Source organism: Streptomyces sp. NPDC004658 (assembly GCF_040609555.1).
Classification (GTDB): domain Bacteria; phylum Actinomycetota; class Actinomycetes; order Streptomycetales; family Streptomycetaceae; genus Streptomyces.
This window is the reverse complement of the sequence record NZ_JBEXKG010000016.1, coordinates 1-20,777: the sequence shown is the minus strand read 5'-3', so window position 1 is coordinate 20,777 and position 20,777 is coordinate 1. Positions and strand designations below refer to the sequence as shown.

Below are 20,777 nucleotides of genomic sequence, written 5' to 3'. Positions count from 1 at the left end.
GGCCGTCACGGCACGTCGGCGTTCTCCAGGACCGGGGTCATGTCGGCGATCCCGTTGGCGCCGCCGATGTCCTTGCGGGCCGCGACCAGCTTGCCGTCCTGGACCACCTGGAGGGTGACGTCGGCGTTGACCAGCCGCGGGAAGCCGACCGCGGCCAGCTTGCTCTCGTAGGGCCAGTGCAGGGTCGGGGTGAGGCCGCCGGTGGAGACCCGCAGGCCGTCGTTGAGGGTGTGCCGCACGGTGTCGGCGCTCACCTCGCCCTCGCCGATCTTCTCCAGGACGGCCTTGAGCACGGTGTAGGCGATCCACGTGGTCTGCACACCGGCGTCCGCGGGGTCGATGCGGTTGTCGCCGAAGGCCTCCTCGTTGATCACCTTCTTCATCGGGTCCCAGCGGGGGTCGGAGGCGACCGGGTACCAGCCGGTGATGTACGCCCCCTCGTACGGCCCCTTCGCCCCGCCGGTGGCGTTGATCACCGTCTGGTCGACGCTGCCGAGCACGGTCGCCGTGCGCACGGCCGGGAAGGACTCGCGGGCCCGCCGGAAGGAGTCCATGAAGGTGTCCGTGCGGTCCCCGAGGGCGGGCACCACACAGCCCTTGCGCGCCACGTCCCTGGTCGCGTAGCGCAGCGCCTGCTCGGCCTGGCCGCCGTACTCGGTGGCGTCGTCGGCGGCGAGCTGGTCGCCGGCGTCCGGGTGGCCGCCCGCCTTGAGACCGGCGTCGAGCATCGCGGGCAGCTGGTCGCCGGCGATGCTGTCCGGGCGGACCAGGGCGATGTTGCCGCAGCCCTGCGCGAGGGCCCTGCCGAGGCCGGCCAGGAGGGCGGGCTGGCCGCCGTTGACCGGGTAGGACATGGCGCCGGTGAACTCGTCGTTCGTGACGCCGTAGCCGCCGATGTAGGGGATGCCCGCGCCCTCCAGCGGCGCGAGGTAGGAGTCGCCGAACTGGCTGTAGGAGCCGACGACCGCGACCACGTTCTCGGTCGCCGCGCGCCGGGCGCACCTCGCGGCGCCCACGCTGTCGTTGTGGTCGTTGCAGGTCAGCACCTCGAGCCTGCGGCCGTTGACGCCGCCGTGAGAGTTGATCCACTTGGCGTAGGCGCGGGCCATCGCGGGCATGCCGGGCTTGTTCGTCGCGTCGGTGTCCTGCGGGGCCCAGGTCATCACCTTGACCGGGTCATCCCCGGAGCCCCCCGTGGCACCGGGGATGACCCCGCATGCGGCGGTGAGCGACGCGCAGAGGGCCACCGCGCCCGCCGCGAGGGCGGTGGCTCTGACGGGGCGGGGAAGGACGGGGAGAGGAGTGCTGCTCGTGCGTCGCCTGCCGGTCATGCGCACACACGATTCCCTCACAGCGCTAACCCCGGAGTGACCCTTGGTCAACGAACGGTGACACGGAGGTGAATTACGGGGGCCGGTGAGGCGCGAGGGGCGAGGAACGTACGATCGATGACCGTGCAAGGTTCGGAGAACACTTCCCGTCGCGGCCGTCGCTCCTCCACCATGGGCGGCATGCCCTTGAACGACATGCCGTGGTGGCGGTGGCGCAGCAACGTGCGCTCGGCGCTGCACATGCTCTCCGACCCGGTGTTCCAGCGGGACGTCTGGCTGGCCGGCGTGGACGGCTACGGCGACGTCACGGACGCCGTGTACCGGCTGGTGGAGGACACCTGGCTGGACAGCTGGTCGGCCGAGAAGTACGTCGGCACCATATTCCGGGACTCGCAGGAGGCGGCGCTCGTCGACACCGCCGTGCTGCGGGTGCTGCGGATCATGCACCAGGTCGGACCGGACGCGCCGGTCGCCGCCTACCTGGACCACTCCGGCTGGCCGGACGCGGTGCGGGCGGCCCGGGACGCTCATGTGCGGATGTCGGTGAGCGACGGGGAGGACCCGGACACGCCGCCGAAGAGCCTGGAAGTGCTGCGCATCCTGACGAGGTCCTGACCGGGTTCCGCGGAGCGGACGGCCGCTCCATGGCGGGCGGCCGGTGTGGGACCCTGTGGTGCATGACCGATCAGTCCGCCTCTTCCGCCGCCGCACCGGCCGACCAGTACATCCTCACGCTCTCCTGCCCGGACAAAAAGGGCATCGTGCACGCCGTGTCCAGCTATCTGTTCATGACCGGCTGCAACATCGAGGACAGCCAGCAGTTCGGCGACCACGACACGGGACTGTTCTTCATGCGCGTCCACTTCTCGGCCGAGGCGCCGGTGACGGTGGACAAGCTGCGGGCGAGCTTCGCCGCGATCGGCGACTCCTTCCACATGGACTGGCAGATCCACCGGGCCGACGAGAAGATGCGCATCCTGCTGATGGTCAGCAAGTTCGGGCACTGCCTGAACGACCTGCTGTTCCGGGCGCGGACCGGGGCCCTGCCGGTGGAGATCGTGGGTGTGGTGTCCAATCACACGGACTTCGAGGAGCTGGTGGGCTCCTACAACATCCCCTTCCACCACATCCCCGTGACGAAGGACACCAAGCCGGACGCCGAGGCGAGGCTGCTGGAGATCGTCCGCGAGGAGAAGGTCGAGCTGGTCGTCCTCGCCCGCTACATGCAGGTCCTCTCCGACGACCTGTGCAAGCAGCTCAGCGGCCGGATCATCAACATCCACCACTCCTTCCTGCCGAGCTTCAAGGGTGCGAAGCCGTACCACCAGGCGCACGCGCGCGGTGTGAAGCTGATCGGCGCGACCGCGCACTACGTCACCGCGGACCTGGACGAGGGGCCGATCATCGAGCAGGAGGTCGAGCGGGTCGGGCACGACGTGACGCCGGACCAGCTGGTGGCCATCGGCCGGGACGTGGAGTGCCAGGCACTGGCACGGGCCGTGAAGTGGCATGCGGAGCGGAGGATCCTGCTCAACGGGCGCCGCACGGTGGTGTTCGCCTAGCCGCGGCCGCCGGCGCGTCCGGTCCCGCCCCTACATCCGGCTCAGCGACGCGACCGCGAACAGCACGTCCTTGATCGCCTCCCGGTCGCCCAGCTGACCGGCCGCCGCCTCCTCCGGAGGCACATGCCCCGCGGCCAGCTTGCAGAACTCCACGCCGTCCAGGGCGACATGGGCCACCTCGAAGTCGGCCGAGCCCACCGCCGCCGGCGAGTCCAGGGGGATCAGCCACTCGCCGCCGGCCGCGCCCTCGATCTCCAGGCGCAGGCTGCGGCCGGGCGCGCCGGCCGGGACCAGGTGCGGGGTCCGGCGGCCCGGCGCGGACAGTCCCGCCCGGCGGCGTGCGGCGAGCACCGTCGGCAGCAGACGGGCCGCGAGGTCGATCATCCGGTTGAGGTGCCGCGGTGCCGGCGGCGCGTACGGATAGTCCACCGCCTCGGCGATGTCCTCGGCGTGCACCCAGCACTCGAAGGCGCGGTCCAGCATCGCGTCGTGCAGCGGCAGCGCGAAGTCGCCGTAGGACACCGTGAGTCCGCCCGCGTGGCTCCCGGTGAACGACACCGTCCGCACCAGGCTGTGGCTCTGCTCCCGCCACGGCCCCCGCACCGAGCGCGTCGGCGGGAAGTGCGAGGCCCGCCAGAACGCCTCCGTGCGGCCCGCCGGACCCACGGCGTCCTTGTCGGCGTCGGCGATCTCGGCCAGCGGGTCCTCCAGGCCGAGCGCCGTCGCGATCAGCCCGTCCACCGACAGCAGGTGCGCGATGACCCCGGCGACGGTCGTACGACGGCTCGTCGGCGCGTCCTCCTCGAACCAGCGCAGCCGCACCGGCGCGTGCCACTCCGCGTCCCCGAAGTCCTGGAGCAGCGCGTCCAGTCGCGCGGTCTCGGCGTCGTAGGGCGCCGCCCAGCCGGGCACCGGGATGCGCGGCGGCCGACGGCTCAGGCAGGCGGCCAGGACCCGGGTGCGCAGCGCCGGGTTCAGGTCCAGGCTCTCCGGCTGGTGCAGCAGGCCCACCGCCTCGCGCAGCCGGCGGGCCTCGTCGGCGCAGGAGCCGCAGCCGCCCAGGTGCTCCTCGACGGCCGCCGTCTCCGCCGCCGAGCAGGCGGCCAGCGCCCAGGCGCCGAGCAGCGACTTCAGGACGTCGTGCGAGAGGTCGAGCGGCACGGGTGCGAGGTCTCCCGGATCGGCGAGGTCGGGCAGCGGGAGCCCGCTGTCCTCCACGGAGGCGCGGGGCGTGGGTATCCGCGGCGCCGGGGCGGGTTCGGGCCCACCGGCACCGGACGGCACATCCCCCGGGCCGCCGGGACCGCCGTCCCCGGACCCCCGCCCGCCCGACCCGGCCTGCTGCCAAGGCCGTTCCCCGTACGCGTCGCCGTCGTGCGCCCCGAAGCCGCCCGCCCCCTTCACACCGCACCCCGGTATCCCGGCGGTGTGCCGGTGTCGTGGGCGGTGGACAGGAGCTGGAGGCCGAGGCGGAGCCGGCGGCGGGCCTCGTCCTCGGTGACCCCGAGGTCGGCCGCGGTCTGGCGGTAGTCGCGGCGCTGGAAGTAGGCCAGGTCCAGGGCGGCGCGCAGCGGGGCCGGCATGGAGTGGACGATGTAGTCGGCGCGGGCGGCGACCGAGGCGCGGTGGACCTTGTTCTCCAGGCTCTCCAGTTCCTCGCGCCGCGGCTGCTCCAGCTCCTCCCGGTCCCGCAGCCGCTGCACGGCGACGCGGTGGGTCACGGCGGCGATCCAGGAGCGCAGGGGACCCTGCTTGGGGTCGTAGGTCTCGGGGTGTTCCCAGACGTGCGCGAAGACCTCGCGGGTGACGGCGTCGGCGTCCTGCTCGTCGGCGACGACGCGGTGGGCGAGGCTGTGCACGAGGGAGGCGAAGCGGTCGTACAGCTCGCCGAGGGCGGCCGCCTCACCGCGCGCGAGCCGCTGCTGCATCTTGCGGTCCCAGCGGGGCGGTGCGTCCTTCCTGGCCATGCGGTCCCCTCCCCTCGCCCTGTCCGGCCCGTCCAGCCTGTCGGTCCTGCCCTGTCGAATGTAGTCGGCACGTCTGACGGTGCACGCCCCTTTGTGTCAATGTGCGCCCCCTGGGGGGCCGCAGGTGATAGTGCCCCCTTCACACATTCTCCACACAAGGCGTGTACCCGTCTGATCGAACAGGATCGATAGTGACCGAAACAAGCCCCTAGTCGATCGGCTGTCGTTTGTCGCGTCACGTTTCAGGGAACGGCCGCTGGGCAGCCGCGCGACAAGAAACGTAGGAACTGCTTCCGTTTCCGGGCGGTTCCGGGAGATCCGGCGAGCGGAGGGCAGGGCCGTGGCATTCAACGTGACCGGCGTCGAACAGGGCGAGTGGGCCGTCCTCCAGGTGTCCGGGGAACTGGACCTGATGACCTCGCCGGTGCTGCGCCAGCGGGTGCACGACATCGTCGCCGAAGGACACCACAGCCTCGTCGTGGACCTCTCCGACGTGTTCTTCTGCGACTCCAGCGGGGTCGGCGTCCTCGTCGCCGCCCGACGGCTGATCCGCTCCTGCCAGGGCCGGCTGCGGCTGATCCTGCCGGACCGGGGCGCCGAGGACGGCTCGCACGTCAACCGCGTGCTCGGCGCGCTCGGCGTGCGCCGCCTCTTCGACGTCCGTCCCGACCTCGACGCCGCGACCACCGACGAGGCCGGGCCGCTGTCCGCCTGAGCGCCCGTCACGGCACCGCGAAACGGCCACACTGGTGTCGCAGAATTCCCCCGGTCTTGGCACAACCGCCGGTTTCCCGCCGTCTGCCGGCCGCCCGCGTCGTACGCTCCCTGCCAGGTCACCCCCCACCCGCGGGCAGGACCACCCGTACGACCCCCATGTAAGGCGGCCCGAACAGACATGGTCAGCACCGAGTACGAGCGCAGGATCGCCGCCCGGTTCGCCACCTTCGACCAGGACGGCAACGGCTACATCGACCGGGAGGACTTCAACGCGGCGGCCAAGGCGCTGCTCACGGAGTTCGCCGTGCCCGCCCGCTCCGACAAGGGGCAGGCGCTGTACGCCGGCGCGGAGGCGTTCTGGCAGGGCATGGCCGGCATCGCCGACCGGGACGGCGACCAGCGCATCACCCGCGAGGAGTTCGTCACCGGCGCGGTCAAGCGGCTGCGCGACAACCCCGACCGCTTCGCCGAGATCGCCCGCCCCTTCCTGCACGCGGCCCTGGCGGTGGCCGACACGGACGCCGACGGCCGGATCGGCACCGCCGACACCGCCCGGGTGCTGCGCGTGTTCCGCGTCCCGGCGGAGGCCGCCCGCGAGGCCGCCGCCGCGCTCGACACCGACGGGGACGGCAGGATCGGCGAGGCGGAGATCGTGCCGGCGTTCGCGCGCTACTTCACGGTGCCCGAACAGCCGTAGCCCACCGGGCCGCCTCACCCGAACCGCTCCCGCAGCTTGTACTTCAGCACCTTCCGCAGGGTGTCGTTGCGCGGAACATCATCAGCGTCGACGACCACGTCATCGAGCCCGCCCACCTCTTCGAGACCTGGCTGCCGGCCAGGTACCGGGACCGGGGACCGAAGCCGCTGACCGCCGGGATCGGGGAACTCGCCTACGTCGGCGGGAAGTACCAGATCACCGTGGCCCCGGCGGGACAGCCGAGGGACTGGTGGATCTACGAGGACCTGAAGTTCCCGTACAAGCGGAACATCGCCGCCGTCGGCTTCGACCGGGACGAGATGACCCTGGAGGGCATCACCCGGGAGCAGATGCGGCGCGGCTGCACCGGGTGCCCGCCTGCGGACCCCCGGATCCCGTCGCCGTGCTGCTGACCGCCGCCGAGCAGCTGGGCGCCGCTGGACGGGTGTGCGAACCGGCCGTGCAACACGCCCGGACCCGAGAGCAGTTCGGGCGGCCGATCGGCGCCTTCCAGGCCGTCCAGCACCTGTGCGCGGACCTGCTGGTGCGGGCCGAGACCGCACGCGCCGCGGTCTGCGCCGCCGCCGTCACCGCCGACCCCGCCGACATCGCCGCCGCCCGGCTGCTCGCCGACGAGGCCGCCGTACGGGGGGCCCGCGACTGCCTCCAGGTGCACGGCGGCATGGGTTTCACCTGGGAGGCCGACGTGCACCTGCACCTGAAGCGGGCCTCGGTCCGGGCCCGGCGCGCCGGGGGAGGCGCCGAGAGCGAGGAACTGCTCGCCGCCGCGTTGGCGGGCTGTGCCGCCGGCGGCGTCCCGATCCGCCGTGACCGGGAAGCCATGGCCCACGCTGTCGCGGATCGTGGCCTCTCGGCATCACGGAGCGTCGATACCGGGTTGTGTCCTTCGGGGGACTCGTCACGGCCCGGAGTCGGGTGTCCGCTCGGGTACCTTGTGTGAGATGCGAGTGGCTGCGCGTACGAGCCGTGCCGGCGGTGCCCCTGGGGCGGTGCCGGGCCGCGCGGTGCGCGCCGCAGCTCGCGGGGCGGTCAGGCCCGTCGTCCCCGTCTGTTCGACTCCCCGGCACGAGCGTCGCACAGTATGCCCCAGGCGTACTCCTTCGCGCGGGAATATGCCCGAAGCGCTTGTTGGGGTGACTGTACGTCAACCATGCTGTCTCGCAAGGGAGTCACGGTCCGTGACCCTTGCTCTGGCCGTTGTTCTGGCCATGCAGAAAATGGCTAGGATCGTGGCCCTCGTGATCGCCGCCGCGGCTGAGACCGCGGAGCGCGGTTGGCGTGGGGTCATGGGTCCGCCGGTTCGGATGGTGTGAGCGGTGCAGGTGCTTCAAGTGCAGCTGGAGATCCGGCCCGACCCCGCGGAGGTGGGACGGGCCAGGAGGTGGGCCCGCTCGCGGCTCGCCGGATCGGGGATAACGGCCGACGAGCCGCTGGCCGAGACCCTGATCCTGCTCGTCTCCGAGCTGGTGACGAATGCCGTGGTGCACACCGGCCGGCCGGCCGTGCTGCGGCTCTGTCTGCCGGGTCCGGCGGCCGAGGAGTGCGCGTCGGCCACGGTGCGGGTCGAGGTCGCCGACCGCAGCTCGCGCGCTCCCGTGCCCCGCTGCGCCGACGACGACGCCACCGGCGGCCGGGGCCTGGCCCTCGTGGACTGTCTCGCCGATCGCTGGGGCTGGAGCCCCGAGGACGCCGGCAAGAGCATCTGGTGCGAACTGGACCGCTGTTCACAGCCCCGGCAGAGCGCGGCGGTGGCGTACGGGGGCGGACTGTCCGCGTACGAGGATCTCGCCTTCGAAGCGGTGTAGCGGCCCGGAGCGGTGGTGCGCCGGGGGTGCACCCGTGCGCGGGTGCTGTGAGCGGGGCTGCCGCAACACGTCCCCGTACCGGCGTTGACGTTCCCAGGGCGCCTGATCAGGCTGGGGTGCGTCGATCCGCCGCGAGGGGACGGCGAGGGCCCGGACTGACGGCGGTCCTCGCCGAGTGCGGATCGCGTCGGACGGCGGCGCGTGCGCATGACGTGGGGGGAGGCACGCGCCGCCGACCGCGCTCGCGGCGCGCGCGACAGCCGTGTCGCCGTACGGCAGCCGTGTCGCCGTCGTTCACAGGATCGCCACCGGGGCCACCGGTGTCCCCGTCGCGCCCACGAACGGCTCGGGCATCGCCGACAGCAGGAACGTGTACCGGCCCGCTTCTCCACAGGCTGTGGACAACTCTTCGAGATTCCAGTTCTGGCCCTGGAGCATCCCCGTCTCCACCAGGTGCAGCGCGTGCACGGGCAGCCACAGATCCTCGATCTCGGGCGGGAAGACCTCGAACGTGAGCGTGTCGTTCGCGACGGCCGCCACATCGCGCGCGTGGAACCACTCCGGGCAGCGCACCGAGAGCCCCGGCGACGGATGGCCGTACCCGTGCCGGTCCGGTCCCCGGCCGGATACACCCGCACCTGCCCGGTCCGTACGAGCACGATCCCAACAGGTCGTCTGGGCCGAGGAGTACGCCCGGTCGGCCGCGCCCCCGCGCTCCGGGCACATCGGGGAGAACCTCCTCGCGCCCACCCTCCTCGCCCACGGTGACGAGCGGCAGAAGAACCGCTTCCTGCCGCCGGTCGCCGCCGGTGAGGAACTGTGGTGCCAGGGATACAGCGAACCCGGCGCCGGCTGCGACCTCGCTGAGCCTCCGTCAGGCGCCGGTGGCCGAAGTTGTCCACAGGCTCGGGAAAAGGGGGCGGCGGTTGTCAGTGGCGGCCCCTACCGTCGAGGCATGAGCTACCGCGATGTCGTCTCCCGGCGGGTCCTGACCTGGGCCCTGGTGGCCGTCGGCGCCCGCATGCCGGTGGCCATGGCCCCGCTGTCCCTGGTCTTCCTGGTCCGCGAGCGCCCCGGCGGCTACTCCCTGGGCGCGGCCCTCGCCGCCGCGTACGTCATCGGCGAGATCGTCGGCGCCCCCGTGCTCGGCACCCGCCTGGACCCCCGGCGGGCCCGCCCGCACCTGGCCGCAGGTCTCGTCGCGGGTGCCGTCGGATTCGCGGGCCTCGGCGCGTTCCCCGGCGCGCCCGCCGCGGTCCTCACCGCCTTCGCCTTCCTCGCCGGGGCCGGGCCCGCCGCGGCGCCCGGCGGGCTGCGCGCGCTGCTCACCTCCCTGGTCCCGGGGCGCGCGGCGGCCCAGGCGCTGTCCGCCGAGTCGGTGCTCACGTTCGGCGTCTGGGCCGTCGCCCCGGCCACCGTCACGGGTCTCGCCCTCGGCGCCGACCCGCGCCTGCCGCCGCTGCTCGCCGCCGCCCTGATGGCGTCGTCCGCCGTGGGCCTGCGGTTCCTGCCGGCCGGCTGGGCGGCCGACGAGCCCGACCGTCCGGCGGAGCGGGGCGGCCGGCACGGCGAGGACGCGTCCGCGCCGCGCCTGCTGGCCCGGGCCTGGCCGGTGTACGTCACGGGCGCGGCGAGCCTGTCCCTGCTGGCCCTGGCCGAACTCGTCCTGCCCGCCCTGCTCGAACAGCGCGGCTTGGGCGTGGGCTGGGCGGGCCCGCTGCTCACGGTGATGGCGGTGGCCTCCGCCGTCGGCGCCTTCCTGTACGGCTTGCGGTCCTGGCCGGGGCTGCTCCGCACCCGCAGCGCGGTCCTGATGACCGGGATGTCGGCCGCGGTGGCCCTGGTCGCCCTGCTGCCCGGCACGCCGGGCATCGCGGCGGCGCTGGCCGTCGCCGGGCTGCTCCAGTCCGGCGCGATGCTCACCCGGAACCTGTCCCTGCGTGAGGTGCTCCCGCCGGACGTCCTGGCCGCCGGCTACTCGGTCATGTACGCCGCCGTGGGCGCCGGCTACGCGGCGACCGGTTCGCTCGCGGGCGCCCTGCTGCCGCGCACCGCGCCCTCCACGGCGATCCTGGCCGGGGTGGCCCTCACCCTGCTGCTGACGGCGGTCGGCTGGTGGGGCGAGAGACGGGCCGGCCGGTCAGCGCCGGCTGCCGACGCCGCCCTGCCGCTCGGCGGTGCCGTCGGCGCGGAAGGCGCGCCGGTAGGCGGTGGGCGTGACCCCGAGGGCGGCCTGTAGGTGCTGGCGCATCGACTGGGCCGTGTTGAAGCCCGAGTCCCGGGCCACCTGGTCCATCGACAGATCCGTGGACTCCAGCAGGTGCCGGGCGCGCTCCACGCGCTGCTGGGTGAGCCACTGGCCGGGGCTGATGCCGACCTCCTCGCGGAAGCGGCGCGTGAAGGTGCGCACCGACATGGCCTCCTGCTCGGCCAGGTCCCGCAGCTGGATCGGCTCGTGCAGCCGGCCCAGCGCCCAGGCGCGGGCGGCGGTCGTCGTGGCGACCTGGGGGTCGGGGACCGGCCGGTGGATGTACTGGGCCTGGCCGCCGTCGCGGTGGGGCGGTACGACGGTGCGGCGGGCCACGTCGTTGGCGACGGCCGTGCCGAAGTCGCGGCGGACCATGTGCAGGCACAGGTCGATCCCGGCGGCGACCCCGGCCGAGGTCAGCACGTCCCCGTCGTCGATGAACAGCACGTCCGCGTCCACCTTGACCTTCGGGAACATCCGCTGGAAGCGCTCGGCGTCGGCCCAGTGCGTGGTGGCCGGGCGTCCGTCGAGGTAGCCGGCGGCGGCGAGGACGTAGGCGCCGGTGCAGATGGAGGCCAGCCGGGTGCCGGGGCGGATGCGGGCGAGGGCGGCGGCCAGTTCGTCGGTGAGCCGGCCCTCGTCGTAGAGCGGGCCGAGTTCGTAGGACGCCGGGACGATCACCGTGTCGGCTGTCGCCAGCGTCTCCGGGCCGTGTGCGATCTGCACGGCGAAGTCGGCGTCCGTTTCGACCGTGCCGGGCGCCCGGGCCGAACAGGTCACGACCTCGTACAGGTGCCGGCCCTGGGCGTCCCGGGGACGGCCGAAGATCCGGTGCGGGATGCCCAGCTCGAACGGCAGCAGGCCGTCCAGGGCGAGGACGGCGACCCGGTGCGGCCGGAATTCCCCTGCGGCTGTGCTCGTCATGGCCCGATCATAGCGAAGGGTGTCCAGCGGGCCACTCGATGCACGAGCATGCGAGCGGAAGGGTGGAGGGGTGACTCAGACAACTCCAGCCGTCGCTCCCGTCCAGGTCCCGCCCGTCCGGCGCGGCCGCGTGCACCGCGCCTGGTTCGTCGCCGCCGTCACGTTCGTCACGATCACCGGCGCGGCGGCCTTCCGATCCCTGCCCGGCCTGCTCATCGACCCGCTGCACCAGGAGTTCGGCTGGTCGCGCGGCACGATCGGCGCCGCCGTCTCCGTCAACCTCGCGCTCTACGGCCTCACCGCGCCCTTCGCCGCCGCGCTGATGGACCGCTTCGGCATCCGCCGGGTCGTCGCCGCCGCACTCACCGTGATAGCGCTCGGCTCCGGGCTGACCGTGTGGATGACGGCGGCCTGGCAGCTGCTGCTGTGCTGGGGCCTGCTGGTGGGGCTCGGCACCGGCTCCATGGCGCTGGCCTTCGCGGCGACGGTGACCAACCGCTGGTTCACCGAGCGGCGCGGTCTGGTCACCGGCATCCTCACCGCCGCCTCCGCCTCCGGTCAGCTGGTCTTCCTGCCGCTGCTGTCCTGGATCGTCGAGCGCCACGACTGGCGGCCCGCCGCGGTCACGGTCGCCCTGGCCGCGTCCGCCGTCGTCCCCTTCGTCTGGCTCCTGCTGCGCGACCACCCGGCCGACGCCGGCGTGGCGCCGTACGGGGCGCGGGAGTTCGTGCCCAAGCCGCCGCCCGTCACCGGCGCCGCCCGCCGCACGCTCGGCGTCCTCGCCTCCTCCGTCCGCACCGGTACGTTCTGGCTGCTCGCCGGCACCTTCGCGATCTGCGGCGCCTCCACCAACGGGCTGATACAGACGCACTTCGTGCCCGCCGAGCACGACCACGGCATGCCCGTGACGACGGCGGCCTCGCTGCTCGCGGTGATCGGCGTGTTCGACGTCGTCGGCACGATCGCCTCCGGCTGGTTCACCGACCGCTTCGAACCGCGCCGCCTGCTCGCCGTCTACTACGCCGTGCGCGGCCTGTCCCTGCTGTTCCTGCCGATGCTGCTGGGCCCCGCCGTCCACCCGCCGATGCTCTTCTTCATCGTCTTCTACGGCCTCGACTGGGTCGCCACCGTCCCGCCCACCCTGGCGCTGTGCCGCGAGCAGTTCGGCGAGGACAGCGCCATCGTCTTCGGCTGGGTGCTGGCCGCCCACCAGGTCGGCGCGGCGGCAGTCGCCTACCTCGGCGGAGTCGCCCGGGACGTCTTCGGCTCCTACGACGTCGTCTGGTACGCCTCCGGCACCCTGTGCGCGGCGGCGGCCCTGATGGCGCTGGTCATCCGGCGCACCGCACCGGCCGCCCGCGCGCTCGCCGTGTCCTGACCGCTCAGCCGTCGCCGAGCCGCGTGAACCGCCCCCGGTGGAAGAGCAGCGGCTCCGCCGTGGCGTCCGCCGGGTGGGGTGCACCGGGTGCACGCGCGCCCCGACCCGCCCGGCCCAGTCCAGCAGCTGCCGGGTGATCCCGGTGTTCGGCCGCCCCTCGGCGTTCGACGCGCCGACCACGGCGACCGACTCGGGCCGGAAGAACCGGGTCAGGTCCGGTACGTCGGCGTGCAGCGGGCGTCCGCCGGCATCGAGGTCCGCCCCCCCGGTCGTGGACGGCGGGTCCGGGCCGCTGGTCGCCGCAGGCGATGACCCGGGCCCGGCGGGAGTCGGTGGTGAGGGTGCCGTGGGTCGATCCAAGCATCGTTCCGCCCGCCTCCTGTGAGACAGCCACCAGTACCTGACGTTCTGTCAGGCTACTGAACTGAACTGACGGACCGTCAGGAACGGGGGGCGGTGCGCGGCAAAAGTTACCGCGTGACTACGCCGGCCTCCTCGCGACCGCCTTGGCGATCCGCCCCGCGTCGATCGCCAGCTCGCGGAGCATCCCGCTGATGGGGTTGGTGAACCCGGTGAAGTACAGGCCGGGCGCCTGCGCGGGCGTACGGCCGCCGTGCACCACCGGTCTGCCGCGCCCGTCCAGCACCCCGAGATGCCCGACCAGCCCCTCCAGCGCCCGCACGTACCCGGTCGCCGCGATCACCGCGTCGGGCGAGATCCGGCTGCCGTCGGCGAGGACCACCTTGCCGTCCTCGAACGCCTCCACGGCCGCCACGATCTCGACGTCGCCCCTGCGCACGGCGTCGATCAGGCCGACGTCCTGCACCGGGATCGCGCCCTGCCTCACCCTGCTGTACAGGCCCGTGTCCGGACGCGGCAGTCCGTGCGCGGTCAGGTCCGGGGTGCTGAGCCGCCCCACCGGCCCGGCGAGCCGGTCCACGAGCCACACCGGCAGCCGCCGGACCAGCACGCCCGTGTACTGGGAGGCCCAGCCGAGCGTCGAGCGGCGCAGGATGTGCGGCGCCGTGCGCACCGCCAGCCGTACCCGCGCGGCCCCGCCCTCCACCAGGTCCACGGCGATCTCCGCGCCCGTGTTGCCGATGCCGACGACGAGCACGTCACGGCCCCGGTACGGCCCCGCGTCGCGGTACTCGCCCGCGTGCAGGAACGCACCGCCGTACGACTCCCGGCCCGGCCAGTCGGGGATGCGCGGGGTGTGGTTGAAGCCGGTGGCGACGATCACGGCGCTGCCGGTCAGCTCCCGGCCGCCGGAGGCGTGCAGCAGCCACCCGGTGCCGTCCGCGCTCCGCTCCACGCGGTGGACCTCGACCCCGGTGACGATCTCCAGCTCGTGGTGCTCGGCGTACTTCTCCAAGTAGCGGACCACGTCGTCCCGGGAGACCCAGCGGCCGAACTTCCGGGGGATGGGGAGGCCGGGCAGCGAGGACAGCCGCCGGGTGGTGTGCAGGTGCAGCCGGTCGTAGTGCCGGCGCCAGGAGGCGCCCACCCGGTCGGACTTCTCCAGCACCACGGCCCGTATGCCCCGCGCCCGCAGCGCGTACGCGGCGGCGAGGCCCCCGGGACCGCCGCCGATCACATAGACCGGGCGGTCGGCGGGGGTCGGCGACGGGGGGACGGGTGAGGGACGGGAGACTGCCATGAGCGGGAGCGTAATCACACACCCGGTTGATGGGTCTCGGTCAAGACCGGAATTGGTTGCGGATTGATCACGGGTGTACGGGAAGGGTGTCCGGGCCGTGGAGAACTACCGCTTCCGCGGTACTCGCGTAGGGGCTTCCCGCCTGATCTGACGCACCGTCAGATCCATGGACTCTCTGTGGCTGCACGGCCGGGCGGCGGACGTGGCCGCGAGACACCGGTGGGCCCCGAAGCCGATGGCGTACGTGGTCGCCTACGCCGAACTCACCCTCGGCCTCGGCCTGATGGCCGGCTTCTGATGGACGGCCCCCGCCACGACGTCCCGGAGGCCGACGCCCTCACCCGCCCCTACTCGACCTCCCGCCGTTCACCGGGCACGTCCCCTACCTGGCCGCGGTGGTCCACCTCGCCGAGGGCCCGCGGATGATGACCGAACTGGTGGACTGCCCGGCGGACGGCCCGCGGGCCGGGATGTCGCTGGAGGTGGCGTTCCGGGACGGCATCCCCGTCTTCCGGCCGGGGCCGCCGCCCCCGGCGAGGCCGGCCGGCTGACCCTCACGGCCACAGCAACGCCCTGCTCCAGCCGAACCCGGTGCTGCGGTACTCCAGGCGCACGTGCCGCCGTTCCGCGTCCCCCTGGAAGAACTCCACCGTCTCCGGGTGCAGCCGGTACAGGGTCCAGGTCGGCGACGGCTCCTCGGGGTGGTGCCGGGCCCGCTCCCAGGCCGCGTCCGAGGCCCGTCGCAGCTCCTCCACGCTGGACAGCTCCTCGCTCTGCCGGCCGGTCAGCGCGGCGGCCAGCGCGCCCGTGGACCGCGCGTGCAGATCGGCCTGGCTCTCCTCGGCCGGCGCCGGCGTCACCGGCCCGCGCACCCGCACCTGGCGGCCGAGCACCGGCCAGTAGAAGGCGAGGGCGGCGTACGGGCGGGCGCTCAGCGCGCGGCCCTTGCGGCTCGTGACGTGCGTGGCGAAGGACCAGCCGTCCGCGTCGGCGCCGTGCAGCATCACGATCCGCACGTCCGGCCTGCCCTCCTCGTCCGCGGTCGCCAGCGACATGGTGTGCGGTTCCGGCTGCCCGGCCGCGACGGCCTCCGCGAACCAGTTCGTGAACAGGGCCAGCGGGGTGGGCGGGGCGGTGTCCGGGTCGAAGGGCCGCAGCTCGGTCACCTGGGCGTCCCAGACCCGCAGCGACCGGAGCAGCTCGTGTAGATCGTGCTGTGCCATGGGGCGAGTATCACCCGCGCCGGCGCGCGGCTCCGAGCGGCGCGGGGCCGCGTCCTCACTCCCTTCCCAGCACCACGGTCCCCGAGGAGCAGAACCACCCCCCGGTCCCGGACGCCACACCCAGCCGGGGCAAGCCGCCGTCCCGGGCGCGGACTTGCCGCTCGCCGGCCTCCCCGCGCAACTGCCGCACCGCCTCGGCCAGCAGGAACAGCCCCCGCATGCCCGGATGCCGGGCCGACAGGCCGCCCCCGTCGGTGTTGACCGGCAGCTGGCCGCCCTTCACCAGCAGCCGCCGGACGCACCCCGGCCCGTCCGAAGGCCAGCCGGCCGCTCACCGCCGCCGGGGAGACCGTGAAGTCCGGCCACTCGGACATGCCGGCGTGGGAGACGTGCTCGCCGGTGCCGAGGACCCAGACCGGCGCCGTACGGCAGTCCGGTACGTACTCCTCGGCCGCCAGCAGGACCGCCGCGCCGCCGTCCGAGCGCGGGCAGCGGTGCAGCCTGGTGAACGGGTCGGCGATCAGCGGTCCGGACAGGACGTCGTCGACGGTGACCGGGGTGCGGAACATCGCCTCCGGGTTGAGGGCCGCGTTCGCCCTCGCCTGGACCGCCACCTCGGCAAGCTGCTCGATCGTCGTCCCGTGCTCGATCATGTGCCGGCGGGCCGCCATCGCGTACTTCGCGATGAGCGTGTGGCCGTACGGCACCTCGAACTGGAGCGGGCCCCGGGCGCCGAAGGACAGGGTGCCCGTACGGCGGCCCGCCCTGATGTCCGCGCGGGCCGTCGAGCCGTACGCCAGCAGGACGGCGTTCGCGTGGCCCGCCGCGATCGCGTCCGCCGCGTGCGCCGCCATGACCTCCCACGTCACCTGGGAGCACGAGGCGCACCTGTACTTCGAACGGGCGGCCGGCGGCGAGCTGCTGTTCGGGCCGGCGCACCGGCTGCGGGACCGGGCCGCGGCGGTGGCGGGCCTGTTCACGGGCGGGCAGGTGGCCGTCTGATGGCCCGCACCGCCGGCGTCCGCCTCGTCCGGAGGGTGTCCTCCACCCGGCTGTTCGCCAGGGTCGCCCCGCACGTCATCCCGGCCCTCGACCGGGGCGTGCACCGGCTCACCGGGGGAAGGGCGCTGCTCGGCGCCCAGCTGCTGCCGGGCCTGATCCTCACCTCCACGGGAGCGAGGACGGGACGGCCCCGACGGACCCCGCCGGCCTGCATGCCCGAGGAGGACGGCAGGACCTGGATCCTGACCGGCTCCGACTTCGGCCGCCCCGGCCACCCCGCCTGGACCCACAACTCCCTCGCCCACCCGGAGGCCTCGGTGAGCTGGAAGGGCCGGGACGTCCCGGTCACGGCCCGCCTGCTCACGGGGGCGGCTGTTCCGGCTCACCGGGAACCCGGACTAGAGCGTCGCCAGCCGCTCCACCAGCAGCAGCGCGCCGATGCCCAGCATCGCCGCGCCCGAGGTGCGGGTCACCGCTCGGGCCGCCGCCGGGCGGGCCCTGAGCAGGGTGCGGGCGAGGGCGCCGACGGTGAGGTAGACGGCGGCGCAGCAGGCCATGTGGAGGAGGCCGAGGGCGGCCGTCTGCGCGGGCACGGGGAGGTGGGCGCCCCGGAGGGTGAGGAACTGGGGGAGCACGGAGAGGTAGAGCAGCAGCCCCTTGGGGTTCAGGCCGCTGATCGCCGCGCCGCGCGGGAACAGACGGCCGTCGGGCGTCGCCGCGGCGTCCGCGTCCGGGACCGCCGGGCGGCGCAGGACGCCCCAGCCCAGCCACAGCAGGTAGCCGGCGCCGGCCACCGTCAGGGCCGTCAGCAGCCCGGGGGAGCCTGCCACCAGCACCGCCAGGCCCGCCGTCGCCAGGACGGTGTGCAGGGCGTAGCCGCAGACCAGGCCCGCCACCGCGCGCGGGACCGGGGCGCCGCGCAGCGCGGTCGCGATGACGTACGCCCAGTCGGCGCCCGGCACGCACACCAGCAGCAGGTCCACGACGAGGAAGGAGAAGAGCAGTCCCGAGTCCATGTCAGGGACATTAGGCGCGAATGGCCCGAAAGTGTTGCCGAAGTTTGCTCATGATCGCGCCTTCTGCGCAAATATCTTCTTCATGGACGACGTGGACCGGAAAATCCTTGCCGAGCTTCAGCAGGACGGGCGGCTGACCGTGACCGAGCTGGCCGCCCGGGTGCGGCTCAGCGTCTCGCCCTGTCACCGGCGGCTGCGCGAACTGGAGCGGTCCGGCGCCATCCAGGGCTACCGCGCGATGGTGGACCCGGCCTCGCTCGGCCTGAACTTCGAGGCGCTGGTCTTCGTGTCCATGCGCCAGGAGGACCGGGACACGGTCGCCGAGTTCGAGCGGGCGGTCAGCGAACTGGATCATGTGCTGGACGCCCAGCGGCTGTTCGGCGAGCCGGACTACCTGCTCCGGGTGGCCACCGCCGACCTGGCCGCCTTCCAGCGGCTCTACGACGAGCGGCTGGCGACGCTGCCGGGGGTGCAGCGGCTCACGTCGACGCTCGTGATGAAACACGTGGTCCGGGACCGGCCGTTGCCGGCGTAGACGGAAGGCGGTGGCTCACCGTGTGAACCACCGCCTGCCAGACAGGACTTGCACCCTCGCCAGGGGTGCGCGCTTACTTGGAGGGCTTCCTGCCGGTCACACCCAGGTGCACCAACAGCGCCAGGTTCGGCTTCAGTTCGGCCTGCTTCACGCCCCAGGAGGAGAAACCCTTCTGGTGGCCCGCCACCGCCGCGAGCATGGCGACCAGCGAGCCGGCCACCGCCGCCGGGTTCACGTCCTTGTCGACCCGGCCCTTGGACTGCAGTTCCGCGATGGCGTCCGCCAGGGAGTTGTTGACCGAGTTCAGGATCTTCATGCGGATCTTGTAGAACCGTTTGTCCCCCTCGGCCGCGCCGAGGTCGACCACCCGCAGGATCGCGTCGTGCTTGCGCCAGAACTCCAGGAACCCGTCCACGAGTTCCTGCGCGGTCTGCCAGCCCGACTTGCCGGCCCAGGTGCGCCCTTCGAGGAGTTCGGTCAGTCCCGCGCCCTCGGCCGCCATCTGCTCGGCGATCTCCAGGACGGCGCCCTCGACGTCCGGGAAGTACTGGTAGAAGGTCGCGGGCGACGTGCCCGCCTTCCGGGCGACATCGATGACCTTGACGTCCCGGTACGGGGAGGAGCTGAGCATCTCGCTGAGGCAGTCGAGCAGCTTCTGCCGGGTCGCCTGCCCACGCCGGCCGGCCACGCGGCCGTCGACGGTACGCACTTGTCCTGTCATGCCGTCAGCTTACCGAGGGGTGATCGGAGCGCGATTCGGCCGACTGCAAATGGGGTGCACGGGGGTAACGGGGGTGGTGTGCCTGGTCTGCGCGGTGCGCGCGGCCCGGTTACTTTTGACGACATGGCCGAAAACAGGGCATCCGCGAACGAAGAGACATACGGGGAGGGCGTTCCCTGCTGGGTGGACGCCCAGCTGCCCGACGTCGAGGCGGGCAAGCGGTTCTACGGTGAGCTTTTCGGGTGGACCTTCGAGGAGGCGTACGGCTCCTCCGTCTGGGCCCGGCTGGACGGCGATCCCGTCGCCTCGCTGGCCCCCAAGACGGACGGCCGGATGCCCACCGTCTGGACCGTCTCCTTCGCGACCTCGGACGCCGAGGCCCTCGGCCGGCGGATCACGGCGGCCGGCGGGCAGGTGGTCATGGCCCCGTTCCCGGTGGGCGACCTGGGTGTCGCCGCCCTGGCCGCCGACCCCGAGGGCGCGGTCTTCGGCCTGTGGCAGCCCGGCACCCACCGGGGCTTCGGGCGGCGCCGCGAGCCGAACACCTTCGTCTGGGCCGAGCTGTACACCCGGGACACCGCCACGGCCAACGCCTTCTACGGCGGCCTCTTCCACGACGCCCTGTTCGGCACCGACGCCGAGCCCGACTTCGGCCGCGCGGAGGTCACCGACGTCTTCCCGGCCGAGATGCCCCCGCACTTCCTCGTCCACTTCCGGGTCGCCGACCTGGCGGGCGCCCTCGGGGCCGTGCACCGGCTCGGCGGGCGGGTCCAGGCGCCCCCGTTCGGGACGTCGTACGGAGTGGTGGCCGTCGTCACCGACAATCAGGGGGCGTCGTTCGCACTGCTCCAGCGCTGATGCATCCACTTTGGGATGTTTCGGTGGGAGACACCCCGATTGTCGCCGGGTTCGCAACCAGCCGCCCGGCCAGGAAGAATCGGGGTGCGTGCCGCCATGGCGGTGCGGTGGTGAGACGCTGCACTCCGGTCGCGTACCTATGGAGAGTGGCGCGGCTCGTACGGGGAGGTGGCAGGCAGTGGTGGATCAGCTGACGCAGCACGATCCGCGGCGGATCGGGCCGTTCGAGGTGCTGGGCCGGCTGGGGGCCGGCGGCATGGGGCTGGTCTATCTCGCGCGCTCGGCGTCCGGCCGACGCGTGGCGATCAAGACGGTGCGCACCGAGCTGGCCGAGGACCAGCTCTTCCGCGTCCGCTTCACCCGTGAGGTGGAGGCGGCCCGCGCGGTCTCCGGTTTCTACACCGCGGCCGTGGTCGACGCCGACCCCCGCGCCGCCGTGCCCTGGCTGGCCACCGCCTACGTCCCCGCCCCCTCGCTGGAGGAGATAGTCAACGAGTGCGGGCCGCTCCCGGCCCAGGCCGTCCGCTGGCTCGCGGCCGGTGTGGCGGAGGCCCTCCAGTCCATCCACGGCGCCGGGCTGGTCCACCGCGACCTCAAGCCCTCCAACGTGCTCGTGGTCGAGGACGGCCCCCGGGTGATCGACTTCGGTATCGCCTCCGGGGTCTCGAACACCCGGCTGACGATGACGAACGTCGCCGTCGGCACCCCCGCCTACATGTCCCCGGAGCAGGCCAAGGACTCCCGCAGCGTCACCGGCGCCAGCGACGTGTTCTCCCTCGGCTCCACCCTCGTCTTCGCGGCCACCGGCCACCCGCCCTTCCACGGCGCCAACCCGGTCGAGACCGTCTTCATGCTGCTGCGCGAGGGCCCGGACCTCACCGGGCTGCCCGACGAGCTGCGCCCGCTGATCGAGGCCTGCATGCAGATGGAGGCCACCGCCCGGCCCACCCCGGCCGACCTCCAGGCCCAGCTCGCCCCGCACCTCTTCGGCTCCGGCTCCGACGACAGCGGCACCGCCTCCGCCTGGCTGCCGGAGAAGGCCGTCGCCCTCATCGAGGCCCGCCGCGGCGGACGCCCCGCCGCCAAGCCCGCCCCGGCCCCGACCGGCGGCC

The 20,777-nt window shown here is 73.4% G+C and carries 19 protein-coding genes and 9 pseudogenes; 17 read left to right on the top strand and 11 right to left on the bottom strand.

Annotated elements, in window-relative coordinates; genetic code table 11:
• Positions 1–5 precede the first annotated feature (5 nt).
• A complete protein-coding gene (locus ABZV94_RS09000; protein WP_356338729.1) occupies positions 6–1,331 on the bottom strand; it encodes an ABC transporter substrate-binding protein in 1,326 nt (441 codons plus the stop codon).
• Positions 1,332–1,448: 117 nt separating this feature from the next.
• On the opposite strand from ABZV94_RS09000, the gene ABZV94_RS08995 reads away from it, so the two are divergent.
• Positions 1,449–1,946, top strand: a complete 498-nt coding sequence (locus ABZV94_RS08995; protein ID WP_356338727.1) for a hypothetical protein — start codon at positions 1,449–1,451, stop codon at positions 1,944–1,946.
• Between the two features lie 62 nt (positions 1,947–2,008).
• Complete coding sequence (gene purU, locus ABZV94_RS08990; RefSeq protein ID WP_356338725.1) at positions 2,009–2,893, top strand: formyltetrahydrofolate deformylase; 885 nt, start codon at positions 2,009–2,011, stop codon at positions 2,891–2,893.
• Between the two features lie 30 nt (positions 2,894–2,923).
• Here purU and ABZV94_RS08985 read toward each other — a convergent pair whose 3' ends face one another.
• Positions 2,924–4,177 (bottom strand): zf-HC2 domain-containing protein, encoded by a 1,254-nt coding sequence (locus ABZV94_RS08985; protein WP_356338850.1) that lies wholly within the window; start codon positions 4,175–4,177, stop codon positions 2,924–2,926.
• 116 nt (positions 4,178–4,293) lie between these two features.
• Positions 4,294–4,860: a sigma-70 family RNA polymerase sigma factor gene (locus ABZV94_RS08980; RefSeq protein ID WP_356338723.1), complete on the bottom strand. Its 567-nt coding sequence runs from the start codon at positions 4,858–4,860 to the stop codon at positions 4,294–4,296.
• A gap of 340 nt (positions 4,861–5,200) precedes the next feature.
• On the opposite strand from ABZV94_RS08980, the gene ABZV94_RS08975 reads away from it, so the two are divergent.
• The 5 genes and pseudogenes from ABZV94_RS08975 to ABZV94_RS08955 all read left to right on the top strand — a co-directional run bounded on the left by ABZV94_RS08975 (position 5,201) and on the right by ABZV94_RS08955 (position 8,100).
• Positions 5,201–5,575, top strand: coding sequence for an STAS domain-containing protein (locus ABZV94_RS08975; protein ID WP_356338721.1), 375 nt, complete (start codon positions 5,201–5,203; stop codon positions 5,573–5,575).
• 180 nt (positions 5,576–5,755) lie between these two features.
• Positions 5,756–6,274, top strand: coding sequence for an EF-hand domain-containing protein (locus ABZV94_RS08970; RefSeq protein ID WP_356338718.1), 519 nt, complete (start codon positions 5,756–5,758; stop codon positions 6,272–6,274).
• A 77-nt stretch (positions 6,275–6,351) separates the two neighbouring features.
• Positions 6,352–6,639 (top strand): annotated as a pseudogene (locus ABZV94_RS08965) (amidohydrolase); the annotation flags it as partial.
• Positions 6,640–6,662: 23 nt separating this feature from the next.
• A pseudogene (locus tag ABZV94_RS08960) lies at positions 6,663–7,067 on the top strand (acyl-CoA dehydrogenase family protein); the annotation flags it as partial.
• 559 nt (positions 7,068–7,626) lie between these two features.
• Positions 7,627–8,100 (top strand): ATP-binding protein, encoded by a 474-nt coding sequence (locus ABZV94_RS08955; RefSeq protein WP_356338847.1) that lies wholly within the window; start codon positions 7,627–7,629, stop codon positions 8,098–8,100.
• Between the two features lie 294 nt (positions 8,101–8,394).
• Here the strand turns inward: ABZV94_RS08955 and ABZV94_RS08950 are convergent.
• Positions 8,395–8,762, bottom strand: a pseudogene (locus ABZV94_RS08950) (cyclase family protein); the annotation flags it as partial.
• Here ABZV94_RS08950 and ABZV94_RS08945 point away from each other — a divergent pair.
• Positions 8,762–8,962 (top strand): annotated as a pseudogene (locus ABZV94_RS08945) (acyl-CoA dehydrogenase family protein); the annotation flags it as partial. The pseudogenes ABZV94_RS08950 and ABZV94_RS08945 overlap by 1 nt on opposite strands.
• 93 nt (positions 8,963–9,055) lie before the next feature.
• Positions 9,056–10,339, top strand: coding sequence for an MFS transporter (locus ABZV94_RS08940; RefSeq protein WP_356338716.1), 1,284 nt, complete (start codon positions 9,056–9,058; stop codon positions 10,337–10,339).
• Here ABZV94_RS08940 and ABZV94_RS08935 read toward each other — a convergent pair.
• On the bottom strand, positions 10,241–11,272 hold the full coding sequence (locus tag ABZV94_RS08935; protein WP_356338714.1) for a helix-turn-helix domain-containing protein: 1,032 nt from the start codon (positions 11,270–11,272) through the stop codon (positions 10,241–10,243). The genes ABZV94_RS08940 and ABZV94_RS08935 overlap by 99 nt on opposite strands.
• A 70-nt stretch (positions 11,273–11,342) precedes the next feature.
• Between ABZV94_RS08935 and ABZV94_RS08930 the strand changes: the two genes are divergently transcribed.
• Positions 11,343–12,650, top strand: a complete 1,308-nt coding sequence (locus tag ABZV94_RS08930) for an MFS transporter (protein WP_356338713.1) — start codon at positions 11,343–11,345, stop codon at positions 12,648–12,650.
• Between the two features lie 69 nt (positions 12,651–12,719).
• Here the strand turns inward: ABZV94_RS08930 and ABZV94_RS08925 are convergent.
• Together ABZV94_RS08925 and ABZV94_RS08920 are read right to left on the bottom strand one after the other, a co-directional pair.
• Positions 12,720–13,014 (bottom strand): annotated as a pseudogene (locus tag ABZV94_RS08925) (CoA-binding protein); the annotation flags it as partial.
• Positions 13,015–13,131: 117 nt separating this feature from the next.
• Positions 13,132–14,310 carry an NAD(P)/FAD-dependent oxidoreductase gene (locus tag ABZV94_RS08920; RefSeq protein ID WP_356338710.1) on the bottom strand — a complete coding sequence of 393 codons (1,179 nt, stop codon included), beginning with the start codon at positions 14,308–14,310 and terminating at the stop codon, positions 13,132–13,134.
• Positions 14,311–14,476: 166 nt separating this feature from the next.
• On the opposite strand from ABZV94_RS08920, the gene ABZV94_RS08915 reads away from it, so the two are divergent.
• Together ABZV94_RS08915 and ABZV94_RS08910 are read left to right on the top strand one after the other, a co-directional pair.
• Positions 14,477–14,608 carry a hypothetical protein gene (locus ABZV94_RS08915; protein WP_356338708.1) on the top strand — a complete coding sequence of 44 codons (132 nt, stop codon included), beginning with the start codon at positions 14,477–14,479 and terminating at the stop codon, positions 14,606–14,608.
• A gap of 55 nt (positions 14,609–14,663) precedes the next feature.
• A pseudogene (locus ABZV94_RS08910) lies at positions 14,664–14,861 on the top strand (OB-fold domain-containing protein); the annotation flags it as partial.
• Between the two features lie 3 nt (positions 14,862–14,864).
• Here the strand turns inward: ABZV94_RS08910 and ABZV94_RS08905 are convergent.
• Positions 14,865–15,533: a pyridoxal 5'-phosphate synthase gene (locus tag ABZV94_RS08905; protein ID WP_356338706.1), complete on the bottom strand. Its 669-nt coding sequence runs from the start codon at positions 15,531–15,533 to the stop codon at positions 14,865–14,867.
• Positions 15,534–15,588: 55 nt separating this feature from the next.
• Positions 15,589–16,399: pseudogene (locus tag ABZV94_RS08900) on the bottom strand (acetyl-CoA acetyltransferase); the annotation flags it as partial.
• 1 nt (position 16,400) lies between these two features.
• Between ABZV94_RS08900 and ABZV94_RS08895 the strand changes: the two are divergent.
• Both ABZV94_RS08895 and ABZV94_RS08890 read left to right on the top strand, forming a co-directional pair.
• Positions 16,401–16,535, top strand: a pseudogene (locus ABZV94_RS08895) (acyl-CoA dehydrogenase); the annotation flags it as partial.
• Positions 16,535–16,906 (top strand): annotated as a pseudogene (locus ABZV94_RS08890) (nitroreductase/quinone reductase family protein); the annotation flags it as partial. The pseudogenes ABZV94_RS08895 and ABZV94_RS08890, both read left to right, overlap by 1 nt.
• Positions 16,907–16,933: 27 nt before the next feature.
• Here the strand turns inward: ABZV94_RS08890 and ABZV94_RS08885 are convergent.
• Entirely contained in the window at positions 16,934–17,551 is a 618-nt protein-coding gene (locus ABZV94_RS08885; protein WP_356338703.1) for a LysE family translocator, read from the bottom strand.
• Between the two features lie 82 nt (positions 17,552–17,633).
• Here ABZV94_RS08885 and ABZV94_RS08880 point away from each other — a divergent pair, with 82 nt between their 5' ends.
• Positions 17,634–18,086, top strand: a complete 453-nt coding sequence (locus ABZV94_RS08880) for an Lrp/AsnC family transcriptional regulator (RefSeq protein ID WP_356338701.1) — start codon at positions 17,634–17,636, stop codon at positions 18,084–18,086.
• A 73-nt stretch (positions 18,087–18,159) separates the two neighbouring features.
• On the opposite strand, the gene ABZV94_RS08875 is transcribed toward ABZV94_RS08880, so the two are convergent.
• A complete protein-coding gene (locus ABZV94_RS08875; RefSeq protein WP_356338845.1) occupies positions 18,160–18,795 on the bottom strand; it encodes a TetR family transcriptional regulator in 636 nt (211 codons plus the stop codon).
• 135 nt (positions 18,796–18,930) lie between these two features.
• On the opposite strand from ABZV94_RS08875, the gene ABZV94_RS08870 reads away from it, so the two are divergent.
• Both ABZV94_RS08870 and ABZV94_RS08865 read left to right on the top strand, forming a co-directional pair.
• A complete protein-coding gene (locus ABZV94_RS08870; RefSeq protein ID WP_356338699.1) occupies positions 18,931–19,665 on the top strand; it encodes a VOC family protein in 735 nt (244 codons plus the stop codon).
• Between the two features lie 178 nt (positions 19,666–19,843).
• Positions 19,844–20,777 (top strand): serine/threonine-protein kinase (locus tag ABZV94_RS08865; RefSeq protein ID WP_356338697.1); only part of this gene is annotated, 934 nt, incomplete at its 3' end.